This is a genomic window from Salegentibacter mishustinae, from assembly GCF_002900095.1.
GTDB classification, from domain to species: Bacteria; Bacteroidota; Bacteroidia; order Flavobacteriales; family Flavobacteriaceae; genus Salegentibacter; species Salegentibacter mishustinae.
Genome location: NZ_LLKN01000002.1, coordinates 1,949,926 through 1,966,675, shown reverse-complemented (window position 1 = coordinate 1,966,675; position 16,750 = coordinate 1,949,926). Strand labels below are relative to the sequence as shown.

9 protein-coding genes are annotated in these 16,750 nt (G+C 38.1%); 4 read left to right on the top strand and 5 right to left on the bottom strand.

Features of this window, described 5'->3' with window-relative positions; genetic code table 11:
• Positions 1–2,571, top strand: a complete 2,571-nt coding sequence (locus APB85_RS11735; protein ID WP_057481533.1) for a glycoside hydrolase family 5 protein — start codon at positions 1–3, stop codon at positions 2,569–2,571.
• 207 nt (positions 2,572–2,778) lie between these two features.
• Here APB85_RS11735 and APB85_RS11730 read toward each other — a convergent pair whose 3' ends face one another.
• The 5 genes from APB85_RS11730 to APB85_RS11710 form a co-directional block, all read right to left on the bottom strand.
• Positions 2,779–5,334, bottom strand: coding sequence for an adenosylcobalamin-dependent ribonucleoside-diphosphate reductase (locus APB85_RS11730; protein WP_057481848.1), 2,556 nt, complete (start codon positions 5,332–5,334; stop codon positions 2,779–2,781).
• A 442-nt stretch (positions 5,335–5,776) separates the two neighbouring features.
• A complete protein-coding gene (locus tag APB85_RS11725) occupies positions 5,777–7,234 on the bottom strand; it encodes an alpha-amylase (protein ID WP_057481534.1) in 1,458 nt (485 codons plus the stop codon).
• 162 nt (positions 7,235–7,396) lie between these two features.
• On the bottom strand, positions 7,397–8,536 hold the full coding sequence (locus APB85_RS11720) for a SusF/SusE family outer membrane protein (protein ID WP_057481535.1): 1,140 nt from the start codon (positions 8,534–8,536) through the stop codon (positions 7,397–7,399).
• A gap of 17 nt (positions 8,537–8,553) precedes the next feature.
• A complete protein-coding gene (locus APB85_RS11715) occupies positions 8,554–10,140 on the bottom strand; it encodes a RagB/SusD family nutrient uptake outer membrane protein (RefSeq protein ID WP_057481536.1) in 1,587 nt (528 codons plus the stop codon).
• A 24-nt stretch (positions 10,141–10,164) separates the two neighbouring features.
• Positions 10,165–13,083 (bottom strand): SusC/RagA family TonB-linked outer membrane protein, encoded by a 2,919-nt coding sequence (locus APB85_RS11710; RefSeq protein WP_057481537.1) that lies wholly within the window; start codon positions 13,081–13,083, stop codon positions 10,165–10,167.
• A 225-nt stretch (positions 13,084–13,308) separates the two neighbouring features.
• Between APB85_RS11710 and APB85_RS11705 the strand changes: the two genes are divergently transcribed.
• The 3 genes from APB85_RS11705 (at position 13,309) to pgmB (ending at position 16,731) form a co-directional block, all read left to right on the top strand.
• The gene (locus APB85_RS11705) at positions 13,309–14,331 is read left to right on the top strand and encodes a LacI family DNA-binding transcriptional regulator (RefSeq protein WP_057481538.1); all 1,023 of its coding nucleotides are present in this window, start codon (positions 13,309–13,311) and stop codon (positions 14,329–14,331) included.
• A gap of 226 nt (positions 14,332–14,557) precedes the next feature.
• On the top strand, positions 14,558–15,904 hold the full coding sequence (locus tag APB85_RS11700) for an MFS transporter (RefSeq protein ID WP_057481849.1): 1,347 nt from the start codon (positions 14,558–14,560) through the stop codon (positions 15,902–15,904).
• Positions 15,905–16,071: 167 nt separating this feature from the next.
• The gene (pgmB, locus tag APB85_RS11695) at positions 16,072–16,731 is read left to right on the top strand and encodes a beta-phosphoglucomutase (RefSeq protein WP_057481539.1); all 660 of its coding nucleotides are present in this window, start codon (positions 16,072–16,074) and stop codon (positions 16,729–16,731) included.
• Positions 16,732–16,750 lie beyond the last annotated feature (19 nt).

The following is a 16,750-nucleotide window of genomic DNA, read 5'->3' as shown; positions in this document are numbered from 1 at the left end:
ATGAAGAAGATTTTTTATTTAAGCCTGTTAATTAGTCTCGTAACTTTTTTCGGACAGGCCCAGGAAAAAGAAAATGTTTACGTAGATGATAAGGGCTTTATGCGCTGGGGTCAGAACAACGAAGAAGTCAAAGGTTTTGGAGTCAATTATTCGGTGCCTTTTGCACATGCTTATCGCAGCGGGCAGAAATTGAATGTAGATCTAAAAGAAGCTATAGATAAAGATGTTTATCATTTTTCAAGATTAGGCTTTGATCTTTACCGAATTCACGTTTGGGATACTGAAATTAGTGATGAAGAAGGTAATCTTCTGGAAAATGAACATCTTGAACTATTTGATTATTTACTGAAGAAACTAAAGGAACGTGATATAAATTTCGTGATCACGCCCATTGCTTATTGGGGAAATGGCTGGCCGGAGCCCGATGAGGATACTCCCGGATTTTCCAATAAATACGGAAAAGCAGGAAGCTTAACTGACCCTGGCGCTATTAAAGCTCAGGAAAATTATCTGGCACAATTTCTAAATCATGTGAATCCTTATACGGGGGTGGCTTATAAAAATGAGCCAAACCTTATTGCTTTTGAAATTAGCAACGAACCGCACCATAAAGGAGAGCCTGAAGAAGTGCAGGAATTTATAGAAAAAATGGTTTCGGCTATGAAAAGCACCGGTTCTAAGAAACCAATTTTCTATAATGTAAGCCATAGTATTCACCTAGCCGAATCTTATTTTGATGCTGGAATAGACGGCGGAACTTTCCAGTGGTACCCAACAGGATTAGGATTTCAAAAGGAACTGGAAGGCAATCTTTTGCCTAATGTAAACGATTATCAGATTCCGTTTAATAATGTAATTGAAGAAAATAACGCGGCGAAATTGGTTTACGAATTTGATGCTGCCGATGTTATGAAATCTTATATCTATCCGGCAATGGCTAGAAGTTTTCGGGAAGCCGGAATCCAGATAGGAACTCACTTCGCTTACGATCCCACTTATCTGGCATTCGGAAATACCGAATACAATACGCATTATATGAACCTGGCCTACACTCCCCAAAAGGCCCTGGCCTTAATGATCGCCGGAGAAGTTTTTCATCAGGTTCCTGTAAATAGTGATTTCGGTGTTTATCCAAAAAACCTGGAATTTCAGGATTTTAAAATCGATTATGAAAAGGATCTCGCGGTATTGAATTCTGAAGAAAAATTTATTTATACCAATACGAATAAAATTCAGCCAAAATCCTTAAAAAACCTCAGGCAAGTTGCTGGTTTTGGCAATTCTGAAGTGATAAAATATGAAGGAAAAGGCGCCTATTTTCTCGATAAATTAGAAGACGAAGTTTGGCGATTGGAAGTAATGCCTGATGCTATTTTGATAGATAATCCTTTTGGAAGTAACAGCCTTGAAAAAACCGTGGCGGTGATCAAATGGAACGAATGGGAAATGAGTTTAGATCTTCCTGGTTTAAATGAAAACTTCAGCCTGGAAGCTTTAAATAAAGACAATGAGTTTACACCTAAAGTTAAAGGGAAATCCTTTAAAATTCGTCCTGGAACTTATTTGCTAAAAAATAAAGGAGCCGAATTTGATAAAAGTTCAGATATAAATTTAAGGTTCGAGTTGGAAGAGTTTACCGCTCCGAAAAGTACCGTAGCGCAAACTTATGTGTTGCACGAACCTATCAAAGAACTTACCGAGAATTCTTCAGCAGAAATTACTGCGGAGGTCGTTTCAGATAAAGAAATAGAAAAAGTAGAAGCCTGGCTGCAAAACGGGAATACTTATAAAGCTATTGAGCTTAAGAATAAGAACGCTTATAATTATTCGGCAGAAATTCCGGAAAGTATGTTGAAAAATGGCTTTTTAGAATATCGAATTATTGTAACTACTAATAAAGAAAAAGTAACTTTTCCCGGAGAAGTTTCAGGCAGCCCTGAAGATTGGGATTTTCATTCAGAAAAGGTATTTACTACCCGGATTGTAAAAGAGACCAAGCCGCTTTTTATTTTTATCGCTTCAGAAGACGAAGATTATGTAGTAGGTGAGTGGAACCCTGGAAATAACCTAGTGCCAACTGATAATACGGGTGAAGCAGAATACCGGGTAAAAGTGGAAAAACTCTTTGAGAAAGATGTTGAAAACCCTGCGGCAGAGCCAATTTACGATTACTCTTTTAGGTATAATTTCAATAGAAAAATTGCAGGTAGAAAAGCTGAATTGGAATCTAAAGATAGTCTTGTAATCAAAGCCAGAGCATTAACTGAAAGCACAGATAAACTTCAAATTGCTTTGGTGATGAAAAACGGAGCGGCCTTTGGAACTACATTAGATCTTGACCAGGAAACCAACACATATAAAATTGATATTTCTGCTTTAAAACCGGTTAAAACGGTGAGTTTACCAAGACCTTATCCTTCATTTTTACCCTATTATTTCGAACATTCTTACGCCGGAAATTTTGAATTAGAAAATGTTGAAGCCTTGCAATTTTCAATCGGCCCGGGAATCCAAGATAGTGAGCTGGAAAATCCGCACGGAGTGGGCATTAATTCGGTGAGTTTGGAATAATAAAATAAAAAAGGCGGTTTGAAAAAACTTCATTTGTCAAGCTGTCCCGAAGCTTCGGGATGTTTCAACTTCTAACTTGTTTTTAATTGCTAGCATCATAGATTCTGAAATGAATTCAGAATGACGAGTTAAAATATTTCCTTCCTAAAAACAAAAATGCCTTTTGAAATTTTCAAAAGGCATTTTTTATCTAATCTAAACAAGAGACTATCCACATTTGGAAGAGCCGCAATCCTGACAGGTAAGGCAGCCTTCCTGATAGATAAGATTAGATGAGTTACAATTGGTACATTTTTGTTTCTTGGCAACGGTACCATCGGCGATAAAGCGTTTTAGCGCTCTGGCAACTCCGTTTTTCCAGGTGTTTATAGATTCACTGTCTAACTGTAGACTGCTTATTAAATCTACTACCTTTTCAATTGGCATCCCGTGTCTAAGCGTTGTTGAGATCAATTTTGCATAGTTCCAATACTCAGGGTTGAATTTATGGGATAAGCCTTCTATGGTTGTTTTGTAACCTCGTTTGTTTTCATATTGGAAATCGTAACGAGAAGTTCCATCTTCATTTCTGGCTTTAATAATTGTCCCTTCAGTCACCCAGCGTGGAAGTAGAATTCCTTCTTCATCATCTGCAAAACCGGTAAAGATCTCGTAAGGTCTATCGTCTATTAAACCAATAAAAGCGATCCATTTGTCTTTGTTATTCTGGAAACGAACCACATCTGCGGTTAAGCTTTGCGGACGCGTAGTTGGGAATGGTGTATTGTTTTCTTCTTCAGCTTCCTCTTTTTTCTCATCGTTAGAAATTAGAACTCCAGATCGAGAACCATCGCGATACACGGTAACACCTTTACAACCCGCTTGCCAGGCTTCTAAATATAGTTGACCAACCAATTCTTCGGTAGCGTCATTTGGTAAATTAATGGTCACACTAATAGAGTGATCTACCCATTTTTGTACCGCTCCCTGCATTCTTACTTTACTCAACCAATCTACATCGTTAGAAGTGGCTTTGTAATAAGGAGAAGCTTTTACAAGCTTGTCTAATTCGGCTTGTGTATAATCATCGGTAATTTCGTGGCCGTTAACCTTCATCCATTCTTTAAATCGGTGGTGGAAAACCACGTATTCTTCCCAGGAATCGCCAACTTCATCTACAAAATCTACACGAGAATCTTTATCGTTAGGATTTACTTTTCTTCTTCGCTTGTAAACAGGCATAAATACCGGTTCAATTCCAGAACTGGTTTGCGTCATTAAACTGGTAGTTCCTGTTGGGGCAATGGTAAGTAGAGCAATATTACGGCGGCCATATTCCAGCATATCGTAATACAATTTTTCATCGGCCTCTTTAAGTCGAAGGATAAAAGGATTTTCTTTTTCTCTTTCTGAATCAAAAATTGCGAAAGCTCCTCTTTCTTTTGCTGCATAAACTGAAGCTCTGTAAGCTTCAATAGCGATGTGCTTATGGATTTTTACTGAAAAATCTACACCTTCATCACTTCCGTATTTAATACCTAAAGCGGCAAGCATGTCGCCTTCAGCAGTGATACCAATTCCGGTTCTTCTACCTTCTTTTGCTTTAGTTTGAATGTTCTTCCAAAGATTATATTCTACACCTTTAATTTCATCTCCTTCAGGATCTGCTTCAATTTTAGCAAGAATTGCATCAATTTTTTCTAATTCAAGGTCAATGATATCGTCCATAATGCGCTGTGCAGCGGCAATATGTTTTTTGAAAAGTTCGAAATTGAAAGAAGCTTCTTTAGTAAACGGATTTTCTACGTAAGAAAATAAGTTAATAGCTAACAGCCTACATGAATCGTAAGGACAAAGCGGAATCTCACCACAAGGGTTGGTAGAAACCGTTTTGTAACCAAGATCTGCATAACAATCTGGCACCGACTCGTTAATTACGGTATCCCAGAAAAGAATTCCCGGCTCAGCCGATTTCCAGGCGTTATGTACTATTTTTTTCCAAAGCTTATTAGCTTCAATTTCTCTGGTTTTCTTTGGGTTTTCGCTAAAAATAGGATATTTCTGAACGTAATTCCGGTCTTCTTTAACCGAACGCATAAATTCGTCATCAATTCTTACTGATACATTGGCACCGGTTACTTTTCCCTGCTCCATTTTTGCATCTATAAAATCTTCAGAATCTGGGTGATTGATAGAAACTGAGAGCATAAGCGCTCCACGACGCCCATCCTGCGCAACTTCGCGAGTTGAGTTGGAGTAACGTTCCATAAAAGGAACAATACCGGTAGAGGTAAGGGCAGAGTTCTTTACTGCAGAACCTTTTGGGCGAATGTGGGAAAGGTCATGCCCAACACCACCACGGCGTTTCATAAGCTGTACCTGTTCCTGGTCTATTTTCATGATCCCTCCATAAGAATCTGAATCGCCATCGTTACCAATTACAAAACAGTTAGAAAGAGAGGCAATTTGGTAAGGGTTACCTATACCGGCCATTGGGCTACCTTGAGGGACAATATATTTAAAGTCTTTAATAAGGTCAAAAACCTCATCTTCACTCATGGGGTTTGGGTAGCGTTGCTCTACACGGGAAATTTCTTTTGCAATTCTACGATGCATATCGTTTGGCGTAAGCTCATAAATATTCCCCTGGGAATCTTTAAGCGCATACTTATTTACCCACACCCGTGCGGCTAAATCATCTCCTTTAAAATACTCCAGGGAAGCTTTAAAAGCCTCATCCTGGCTATACGTCTTAGGAGCGGCGGTAGTAGTGTTCACACCCATATTAATTTTAGATTTTGGATTAGTAACTGTTTCAAGCGGAATGTAAATATAGACAAAGAAGTACAAGAATATAAAATCTTGTTAAAAAAAGTTATCAAACAAAAATTGTTAATAAGCTTAATATCAGATAAATAAGAATTTATCAACATTCAAAAGTTGACAAATTTGTAAAAAAATAGAATTAAAGTTTGTGCAGGAGTAAATTGCTGAAGCTGAAGTAGAGAAGACTATTTTCTATAGATAACACCGGTAATTCTCGAATATTTTTCGATTGAATTCGCAAAAATTGTAGAAGATATCTAAGTCTGAAAGCAGTGAAAAATTGGAGTTAATCGAACTTATTTTGAAGAGTAAAAGTCGAATTAGTATAAAAAAAAGAGGCTGGTTGAATTAACAACCAGCCAGTCTTTGAATTAACACCTATGAAAATTCAAAATAAAACCTATTTCGTGATGGAATATATTGAATATCCATTCGCCGGAGCTTCAATTGTTACCATTCCGTTTTCATCGGAGGTAGGGGTGTATGTTGAGTTGCCACTGTAATCTAACAGGGTAACGTTATTCCAATTAGTTTGAACGTTTCTACGCTTGGTAGTACTTCCGGTGCTAATATATAGAATTAATCCGGGGTTTTCAGCATTCCCTTCTCTTTTCATTAAATATTCGTCATTATCTACATGAAGTACTTGTACATCACCCACAGCCAGACTGTTATGAATCTCGATTAACTGTTTGATTTCTTCGTTGAAAGCTTCATTTTCGTAATCTGAGTAGAAAATTGTGGGATATCCATCGTGTGTTAAAATATATGCATAAGCCTTCATTTTATTTTCTGTTGCAATGCGATTGTCTTCATTTTCGTCTTTTTCGGTGTCATGATTCGCTACAAAAGTCACTGCTTTGTCGGGATTAATCTTACGAAGTGTATTTCCGTCTAAATAATTTAGGTCGTCAAAGCGATCAAAAGCTTCTTCCATTTTATAGAAAGCGGCAAAATCGAAAGCTGAAACTCCGGTGGCATCAACCCAATCTACAAGAACATCTGCATTTCCATCAAAATTTTCTCCAACGGCAAATCCGCCAACTTCGTTCATCCAGTCTTCAATTACCCAGGTTCCAAAACCTTTTACGTAATCAAATCGCCAGCCGTCAAAGCCCATTTCATTTTTGTAATATTTCGCGACAGAATTCTCATTCTTCCACAGCCAGCCCTGCACATAAGGAACATCGTGATCCACATCCTGTTCAGAAAAGAAAAGATCGCCCTCATCGCTTTGGCTCACATCATTTGGATGAAAATGCTCGTAGTTTCTATTGAACATCCCTGAGGCGTTTCCATTTTCTTCGTTGAATAGGGTATAGGTATCCTTTTCGCGATAAGGATTGTATTCCAGGCCGCCGCCCGAATTATGGTTTAATACGATATCTGCTATAACCTCTAAGCCCAGATCGTGAGATTTAGCAATAAGATTTTCCAACTCTTCGCGAGTTCCAAAACGTGTAGGAACAGTCCCATGCTGATCGTATTCTCCAAAATCGAAATAATCTGAAGGGTCGTAACCCATGGAGTAACCGCCAGACTGACCTTTGGTAGCGACGGGAAGCCATATTCTATCTATCCCGGCATCTGCCCAGCCTTCAACTTTATCTGAAAGGTTATTCCACCATTCAAAGCGAGGTTCTACATCCCAGTAGAAAGTTTGCATCATTACTTTTTGCCCGCTGGAATATTGGGAAAGGTCTAAGGCTTCAGGATCTTGTGGGGTAGGTACTTCCGGTTCTTCTCCACCGGTAATATCATCGGTTCCATCAACAACTTCGTCATCATCTTTAGAGCAACCTGATATTACTAATAGCAGGCTAAAAAGAAAAGGAAATAAAATTTTAGTTTTTTTCATAATAAATAAGAATTAAGAAGGGCTGTCTGAAAGGTTTTTAGAACGTCATTCTGAATTTATTTCAGAATCTAAGTTTTTGATTATCAAAACAAGTTAGAAGCTGAAACCAGTTCAGCTTGACGGTAATTGAACCTTCCAGGCAGCCCTGAAGTTATGCAGTCTTTATTCTTCTACCTGTGGGATAAAAGTATAACGACCATCAAGAGTGTTAAACCAAACATCGTAAGTTCCTGCGGTTACCGGAATATCTGGTCCACCAGATGTGGTTTGTCCGCTTACCGGAGTTTCTGACCCCCAGTTTATGTCCCAGGCATCATTAGCTCTAAACTTAGCGAAACCATCAACTAGTTCAATTCCCTGGATATACCAGATATGAGGATTGAATTCAGATTGTGTCATATTGGTGTCAGCATCCCATCCGTCAGGAGTTGAATCTCCAATTATTCCAATATTTGTTTGCACATCTGCTGCGCTTTCATCTATTGCTTCCCAAGTATAGGTCATTTCATCAACATTCACCATTAATGAATAATAAGCATCATCTTCAACCGGGAATGCACTAGGATCTTCACCTAAGATGTCACTATTAGTAAGTTCACCATTAGATAATCCCCATTGTGGTTGCCACTCTGTAGTTTGTAAAAATTTGAAACCTTCTACGTCTGCACCTCCGGCAAAACGGCCCTGGAAGTAGTAGATGTTTTCGTTTTCACCATCTCTAAATAAAGGAGTGTTGTTGTTAGCAGGATCCCAACCCGCTGCGGTGGCATCTCCTACAAGATAAAGTTCCATTTTAGGCGCTTCACCTTCTTCTTCAGCTTCAGGAAGTTCTACATTCACACTTAGGATCTCTGAAAATTCCTCTAGAGCATTTCCTTCACCTTCACCGGCAAAAGCACGTACCTTAAAGTAAACGGTACCTGTATTTGGCATTTCGGTTTCAGGATCATTATCTAAACCAGCTTCTTCTGCAAGATCCAGCATTTGGCCAATAGTTACACCAAGGTTATTGCTACCAGTGTTTCCTATTACCATATAACTATCAAAAGCTTCAGTGGCCGATCCCTGAAGTTCGTAAGAGATCGTAGTAGGAGCTTCAAAGTCTACTTCATTCCAAACAAATCTTTCGGCAAGATTATCTGGATTTCCGGATGGTAACACATAGGTGTTTTGCAAAGAATTGCTAAACTGAATTCCTTCCGGGTCTGGTTGTGCAACGAATACAATATCGTCGTCTTGTGTACACGCGTTAAAACTTAGTAGCGCGACAAATGCTAATAATAAAATTGAAAATTTCTTCATTTTAATTCTTTTAAAAATTAATATCCTGGATTTTGTTCTAAGTTGGTGTTTACTCCTAAATCTGAAGCCGGAATAGGCATTAGGTTTCTATAACTTTGGGTTGTGGTTCCCTGTGGAACATTACCTTTCCAAGGCCAAACTCCATTTTCTGTAAATTGGTTAAACCTAATAAGATCTGTTCTTCTATGTGCTTCCCAATATAACTCACGGGCGCGCTCACTTAAAATTAAGTCCAGGTTTAAGTCTGAACTACCAATTTGACCAGCATCAGCTCGCTCTCTTAATTCGTTTACATATCCTAATGCAGCCGCCTGGCTACCACCGCCTCCTCTTAAGTGTGCTTCAGCATACATTAAGTAGGCATCTGCAAGTCTAAACATTGGGAAATCGGTATCTGGAAATTCTCCGGTATCGTCAGATCCCTGCTCTCCATCTACAGTTACGTTTTTAAATTTGGTAATTGCATATCCGTCGTTAAAGCTGGAAATATCCTCGATTTCTTTTGTTTGTCCTTCAGTAAAAAATAATGCTCTGTTATCTTCAGAATCTGCTCCATCAGGGAATTTATCTACTAATGCAGAAGTAGTTCTAAGTCCGGCCCAACCGCTGCTTACACCAAAAGCTTCAGGATCCATATCTCCACCAATCGAGGCGTGAATAATAAATGCCATTCCACCATAAGACTGAGTTTGTTGCCCATCAAAAGTGATAGGGAAAATCACTTCAGATTGTGCTCCATTAGAGTTATTATCTGCAAGGAACAGTTTCTGGTAATCATCAGCTAAAGAATAATTAGCATTAATTACTCTTTCAGAATAATCTAAAGCTTCAGTATAGTGACCTTCACCGGTATAAACTTCAGCATTTAGATAAAGTTTAGAAAGTAACATCCAAACTGCAGCCTGGTCTGCACGACCATATTCATTAGAATTTGCGCTAACAATTTCACTTTCTATGGCTAGAAGTTCGCTTTCTACATAATCAAATAACTCGGGTCTTTGAATTTGCTGCGGAAGAAAAGCTCCAACAGGATCCTCTTCGGTTACAAATGGTACGTTACCAAATAGATCTAAAGCGTGGTAATAATGTAAAGCTCTTAAGAATCTAGCTTCTGCTCTGTAACGAGCAATATTCTCTCTTTCTTCAGCAGCAAGGCCTCTGGATTCTAAAAGCTCTGGTGTACTCTGCCTTAAGAATTCGTTGGTTAAAGCCACCTGGTACATAATTCTAGAATACATAGTTCTAATAAACTCGTTTCCTGCAGTCCAGTTTTGACCGTGTAGATCCTGAATAGTTCCATCGTTCCAGCCAATTACAGCTTCATCTGTAGTAAGTTCCTGCATAGACCAGTATAATCTTAAATACTGGGAGAAACCTTCGTCAAGACCTATAAGGTCTGGATCTCCGGCGGGGCCTTCCTGGCCACTAACCGCAAGACCGGCATAAAGTTTAGCTAAAAACTGCTTGTAAGATTCTGGATCTTCAAAAGTAGTTTCTGCCGTGAGCCTGTTATCTTCAGGCTGCAAATCTAAATCGTCTTCACAAGCCCAGAAGAAACCTGCGCTTATAAAAAGGATAAAGAATGGTTTTAGTGTTTTTAACATAACTAATTTATTAAATATTATTTCTTAAAATGAAAGATTTAAGCCAAGTACTACTGTAGTTGATCTTGGATAAAAATTATTGTCAATACCGTTAGCAATTTCAGGATCTAAACCTTCGTAGTTGGTTATGGTCCATACATTGGTAGCGGTTAGTGAAGTTCTAACATCTAAATCTTCTCCCGGGAATAAATATCCTACAGAGATGTTGTCTAGTTTCACGAAATCTGCACTCTGGATGTAATAATCTGAAAAGAACTGGTTGTTGTTGAAGTTACTTTCTAAAACATTACTGTTAAAATTAGAATAGTAAGGTTGCGGTGTTACCGTACCTGCTCCAACAAAACCGTTTCCAGACTGCGTGTTGTTATACATGTAATTCCCAAAGTTACCTCTGAAGGTAAAGCTGAAATCAAAGTTTTTATAGTTTACAGTATTGGTTAGACCCATAAAGTAATCTGGGGTGGCCTTTTTGTAAGGAACACGATCTTCTTCAGTAATTTCGTTATCACCATTTACATCTACATATGCCCCTTCAATTGGCTGCCCATCTTCATTGTAAACCTGGCGGAACACATTAAAAGTTGTAGGATCGTAACCTTCTTTCCAAAGCTGAATGTTGTTACCAACACCTCCGCTTATTCCACCTTGTGGAATTTCAAAATCTGGGTTCTCACCTAAAGTAAGGTTGGTGATCTCCAGGTCCTGGAAAGTGATGTTATAATTTACATCCCAGTTAAAATCTTCCTGCTGAATAATAGCACCGTTAATTGCAAACTCTAAACCTTTACTTACTGTACTACCAACGTTAGTAACCAAAAGGTCAGTAAGGTTAGCACCTGCCGGTACCGGTACTGTTGCTAAAAGATCTTCGGTTTCACGGTAATAAGCTTCTACCGTACCTGAAATCCTATTGTTGAATAAACCATAGTCAATACCAACGTTATAAGTTTTTAATTCTTCCCATTTCAAGTCAGAGTCAAAAGCTTCAGGACGTAAAGTATTATAGAATTGATTACCAAACTGGTAACGCACTCCACCTACACTAGGATTGTAAACCCCGAAGTAACCATAGTTAGGTCCAATTTCCTGGTTCCCTGTAACCCCGTAACCTGCACGAAGTTTCAACTGGTTTATTACATTAGAAGTCGAAAGGAAATTTTCATTCTGTAATTTCCAACCTACAGAAACTGCAGGGAAAATACTCCATTTATTGTCTCCTCCAAATCTTGAAGAACCATCACGTCTCACACTACCTGAAACCAAATATTTGTCGGCAATATCAAAACTGGCTCTTGCAAAATAAGATTCTAAAGCATTACGATTGGTTTCTCTAGGGAAATCCTGGATATCGTTAGAGATCGTTTCAATTCTTTTACTGGTAATATAGAATTCCTGGTAAGAATGACCTGCAGTAAGATCAAGTTCGGTGTTTAGAAAATCTATATCATTTTTATAGTTGAAATAGAAATCAAGCAGTGTATTTCTGTTGAATCCACCATAGTCTTCAAAATAAGCAATATCCTGGTTATTTGCTGCAGAAGTTAAAGGTCTTCTATTGTAACCATCATTTTCTGAATAATCAAAACCAGCATTTACATTAAATTTCAATTCCGGAAGAAAATGAAATTTATATTCAGCATTTAAGTTTGTGATATTTCTCTTAGTAGTACCACGTCCATCTAATTGCTCTAAAAGCGCTAATGGATTACGTGTAGCCTGTATTTGCTGTTGTTGTGGAGAGGTAGTGAATTCATAATATCCATCAAAATAACTTCCCTCCTGGTAAACCGGCTGCGTAGGATCAAAAGCTACAGCAGAGCCAATAGCACCTTGATCAGCAAAACGGTTTTCATCTACGATCCCTTTAGAAGACAAGGTCAATTTTAAGTGATTATCAAACAAATCCTGATTAAGAGCTATGTTTAACGCATTTCTTTCGTAAACATCGGTTTTTAAAACCCCTGTTTGAGAAGTGTGGTTAAAATTAACACGGTAAGAGAAATTCTCGAAACCTTGTGTTGCTGTAAAGTTATGAATTGCTCCTACAGAAGTTTGGTAAATTTGGTCCTGCCAGTCGGTGCTGGTATCTCCTAATAAAGAAGGATCTGTACCCGGAGTGTTTTCAATTAAGGTTCTGAATTGCTCTGCGTTAAGAACATCCACTTTATCGATAATTCTTCCGGCAGAAACTTTAAGATCATAAGTTAAAGAAAGAGGACTATCCTTTTTACCTTTCTTAGTGGTAATTAAAATAACCCCGTTAGAAGCCCTTGAACCGTAAATAGAAGTTGCTGCGGCATCTTTTAAAACTATAAAATCTTCAATTTCATTAGGGTTAATAGAATTCAACTGGTTTCTTACACCCTGAACTCCTCTTTGGTCTAATGGAATCCCGTCTACTACAATAAGCGGCGAGTTATTCCCTGAAAGAGAAGAACCTCCACGAATTCTAATTTCAGATCCACTACCTGGTTCACCGCTTCCGGGAGTAATTCTAACCCCGGCCGATTTACCTGCAATTAATTGTTCTGGTGAAACTACTGCTCCCTGGTTAAAGCTTTCCGAAGAAATCTTTTCTACAGATCCAGTAGCATCCTGTTCTGAGGTACTACCATAACCAATAAGCACTACTTCTTCTAAAGTAGCCTGATCTTCGTCTAGTTGAACATCTAAAGTTTCCTGTCCTGCAAATGGAATTTCCTCTGTAGCAAAACCCAGGAACGAAAAGACAAGAATGTCGTCTTCGCTTACATTAGTAATGGTATAATTACCATCAAAATCTGTAACGGCACCATTAGTTGTTCCTTTAACAATAACGTTTGCGCCCGGAATCGGAAGACCGGTTGCGCTTTCGCTAACAACACCGCTCACGGTTTCCTGTGCAAAAAAGCTCATTGGCAGCATAAAGAGCAACATCAACGTGCTTTTAAATAGTGTTTTCATAAATTTTTCTATTGATTTTTACTAAAAATTAAGCTTATATTTTTACTTCCTGAGGTTAAATGTATGTAAATAGAATGTGATGAAATAGGATCTTCGTTAACACTATTTTGCGAAAACGTTTGAGTGTTGAAAACTTTTGTATTTTAAGGGTTTCGCGTAATTTTTATGGTATTTTTACGACATCTTAAAAATAATACTTCGGTTATTTCTAAATAATAGTTTTATATGAGGCCAAAATTAACTTTAAAGCAAATTGCAAGAGAATTAGATGTTTCAATTTCTACGGTTTCGAAAGCATTAAGGGATAGCTCTGAAATTGGAGAGGAGACCAAGAAAAAAATCAAAGCTTTTGCGAAACTTTATAACTATAGGCCTAATAATATTGCTTTAAGTCTCAAAAACCGAAAGACAAAAACTATTGGAATAATTATTCCTGAGATAGTTCATTATTTCTTTACTACAGTGATTAGCGGAGTTGAGCAAGTGGCCAACGAAAAAGGTTATAATGTAATTGTATGTCTCTCTAATAACTCTTTCGATAAAGAAGTGCTTAATATGGAGCTGCTGGCCAATGGTAGTACAGATGGGTTTATTATGTCTATGGCTAAAGAGACCCTTCAAAAAGAAGATTACCATCACCTTACCGAAGTGACTAACCAGGGAATGCCGCTGGTTTTATTTGATCGTGTGATAGATGAGGTTCATTGCGATAAAGTAATTATAGACGATGTAATTGGTGCTAAAAAAGCGGTGCAATACCTAATAGATAAAGGAGCAAAAAAAATAGGTCTGGTTTCTACCGTAGATTATGTTAGTGTAGGAAAGCTAAGAACCCGTGGGTATCTTGAGATTTTAAGAGAAAATAACGTTGAAATTGATGAAAATCTTATTCTTAAAATAGAGGATATGGACCACAGCGAGGCCGAAATAAAAGATTTTATTAATAAAAATGACTTGGATGCGGTGTTTGCCGTAAACGAACATTTTGCCATTCACGCCATAAAGGCCGTTCAGGAAAAAGGATTAAAAGTGCCTGACGATGTTTCGGTAATTGGCTTTACAGACGGAGAGCTTTCTAAACGTTTTATCCCGAGTCTTACCACGGTGAGTCAGCATGGAGAGCGAATGGGAGCCGAAGCTGCTCGCTTATTAATTGATAAATTGGAAAGAAAACCGGAAGAGGAGGAATCTTATAAGACCGTAATTGTAGAAACGAGTTTAATAGAAAGAAATTCCACCAAATTATAATTGAGCTGGAATCCAACTTACGGGCTAATAAGTGATGTTTTAGCTTGTTGAAACAATTCTTTTAGTATTTAAATCTCGATTATCGAGTAATTTTGAAGTCTCAGCTTTAAAATTTTGCATATATTTACCCCCAGCTTAATTATTTTATCAGAACTTATATTTTTACTTCCTATCTAAAATAAGTTTTGATAAGCCTTACGCTTATCGTAAACGTTAATTGTACGATATGCAAAAACGTAGATTAAGTTTCTGGGAGATCTGGAACATGAGTTTTGGTTTTCTTGGAATTCAGATGGGGTTTGCACTCCAAAATGCCAACGCAAGTAGAATTTTACAAATTTTTGGTGCCGATATTCACGAACTTTCGTGGTTTTGGTTAGTGGCGCCGGTTACCGGTTTAATCGTTCAGCCTATTATTGGCTATTACAGCGATAGAACCTGGACCAGCCTTGGCCGTAGGCGACCATTCTTTCTAACTGGAGCAATTTTAGCGGCTATAGGCTTAGTTTTAATGCCTAATGCCGATTGGTTCATTGCTATTTTGCCTTCCCTTTGGGTGGGTGCCGGGATGCTCTTTATAATGGATGCTTCCTTTAATGTGGCTATGGAACCTTTTCGTGCCCTGGTAGCAGATAAATTACCTTCAGATCAAAGAACCCTTGGCTTTAGTGTACAAACTGTTTTAATAGGAATTGGAGCCGTAATTGGTTCTTGGTTGCCTTATGTGTTGACCAATTGGTTTGATATTAGCAACAGAGCGGTAGTAGGGGAAGTTCCATTAAACTTGCTACTTTCATTTGTAATTGGAGCAGTTATTTTGGTGGGGAGTATTTTAGTAACGGTAATTACAACCAAAGAATATTCTCCCGAAGAACTGGAAAAGATGGACGACCATGTTGAAGAACCGGTCGATGAAAAGGAAAAATCCAGTTTGCTGGATATCTTTTCAGATTTTGCTAAAATGCCTCATACTATGCGGCAGCTTAGCTGGGTACAATTCTTTTCCTGGTTCGGGCTTTTTGGAATGTGGGTATTCTCAACTCCCGCAATTGCCCATCATATTTATGGATTACCACTTTCAGATAGTAGCAGTGAAACCTATCAGGATGCCGGCGACTGGGTTGGTGTACTTTTCGGGGTTTACAATGCTGTTTCAGCGGTTTTTGCCTTTTTTCTTCCGGCTATTGCCTTAAGAATTGGAAGAAAAAGCACACATATTTTGTCGCTTTTTATTGGCGCGCTGGGAATGCTTTCCATTTATATAATGCCGAATGAATATTGGCTACTACTTTCCATGTTCGCTATTGGTATTGGTTGGGCCAGTATCCTGGCAATGCCCTACGCAATTCTAGCAGGATCAATTCCCCCGAAAAAAATGGGAGTTTATATGGGGATCTTCAACTTTTTTATTGTGATTCCGCAAATTGTAAATGCACTTGTTGGCGGGTTAATGGTAAAATATCTTTACGATGGAAACCCAATCTACGCTTTAGTTACCAGCGGAATTGCTTTTCTAATCGCCGCTATACTTACTTTTAGAATAGACGATGTAGACGAACCCGTTAAAGCATAACAATGGTAGTTCGAGGAGACTTAATGAAAAACAGTGAAAACAAAATATATCGAGAACTTCTCGGTAATAGTCGGAATCACTCGAAGTGACAGTATAAAATAGGATGAAAGTTCTATTGGCAAATAATAATACTACATATTAAACAGATAGAGAGATAATTTGAAATGATGGAGACAAATAAAGGAGTAATATTCGATTTAGACGGGGTAATTGTAGATACCGCAAAGTTCCATTTTTTGGCCTGGCGAAAACTGGCCAATGACTTGGGCTTCGATTTTACCGAAGAGCAAAACGAGCAGCTTAAAGGTGTAAGTCGCGAAGACTCATTAAAGAAAATATTAGACTGGGGAGAACTTGAACTTTCTAAAACAGAGTTTAAACGCCAAATGGCGCTAAAAAATGAAAATTACCTCTCTTATGTTGCTAAAATGGACGAAGACGAAATTTTACCCGGTGTTCAAAAAGTAATTGATTATTTAGTTGAAAATAATGTTCCTTTCGCTTTAGGATCGGCAAGTAAAAATGCGCGAAATATTCTAAAAAAAGTCAACTTACTGGATAAGTTTGATGCGATAGTGGATGGGACAGATGTAAGTAAAGCAAAACCCGATCCAGAGGTTTTTCTTATCGCTGCTAATAAATTAAATATAAAACCCGAAAACAGTATTGTATTTGAAGATTCGGTTGCAGGAGTGCAGGCCGCAAATAATGCAAAGATGATAAGTATAGGAATTGGAGAACAAAAAACACTGGGCGAAGCCGATTATGTGTTTACCGATTTCACCGAAATTGATATAGAATTTATAAAGAAATTACTCACTAAGTAAGATTTTTAAATATTAGAAT

Coding starts and splice junctions, on each gene's coding strand:
- pgmB (WP_057481539.1), top strand. CDS start 16,072: ATGGAGACAAATAAAGGAGTAATATTCGATTTAGACGGGGTAATTGTA.
- APB85_RS11720 (WP_057481535.1), bottom strand. CDS start 8,536: ATGAAGAAATTTTCAATTTTATTATTAGCATTTGTCGCGCTACTAAGT.
- APB85_RS11705 (WP_057481538.1), top strand. CDS start 13,309: ATGAGGCCAAAATTAACTTTAAAGCAAATTGCAAGAGAATTAGATGTT.
- APB85_RS11700 (WP_057481849.1), top strand. CDS start 14,558: ATGCAAAAACGTAGATTAAGTTTCTGGGAGATCTGGAACATGAGTTTT.
- APB85_RS11730 (WP_057481848.1), bottom strand. CDS start 5,334: ATGGGTGTGAACACTACTACCGCCGCTCCTAAGACGTATAGCCAGGAT.
- APB85_RS11715 (WP_057481536.1), bottom strand. CDS start 10,140: ATGTTAAAAACACTAAAACCATTCTTTATCCTTTTTATAAGCGCAGGT.
- APB85_RS11710 (WP_057481537.1), bottom strand. CDS start 13,083: ATGAAAACACTATTTAAAAGCACGTTGATGTTGCTCTTTATGCTGCCA.
- APB85_RS11725 (WP_057481534.1), bottom strand. CDS start 7,234: ATGAAAAAAACTAAAATTTTATTTCCTTTTCTTTTTAGCCTGCTATTA.
- APB85_RS11735 (WP_057481533.1), top strand. CDS start 1: ATGAAGAAGATTTTTTATTTAAGCCTGTTAATTAGTCTCGTAACTTTT.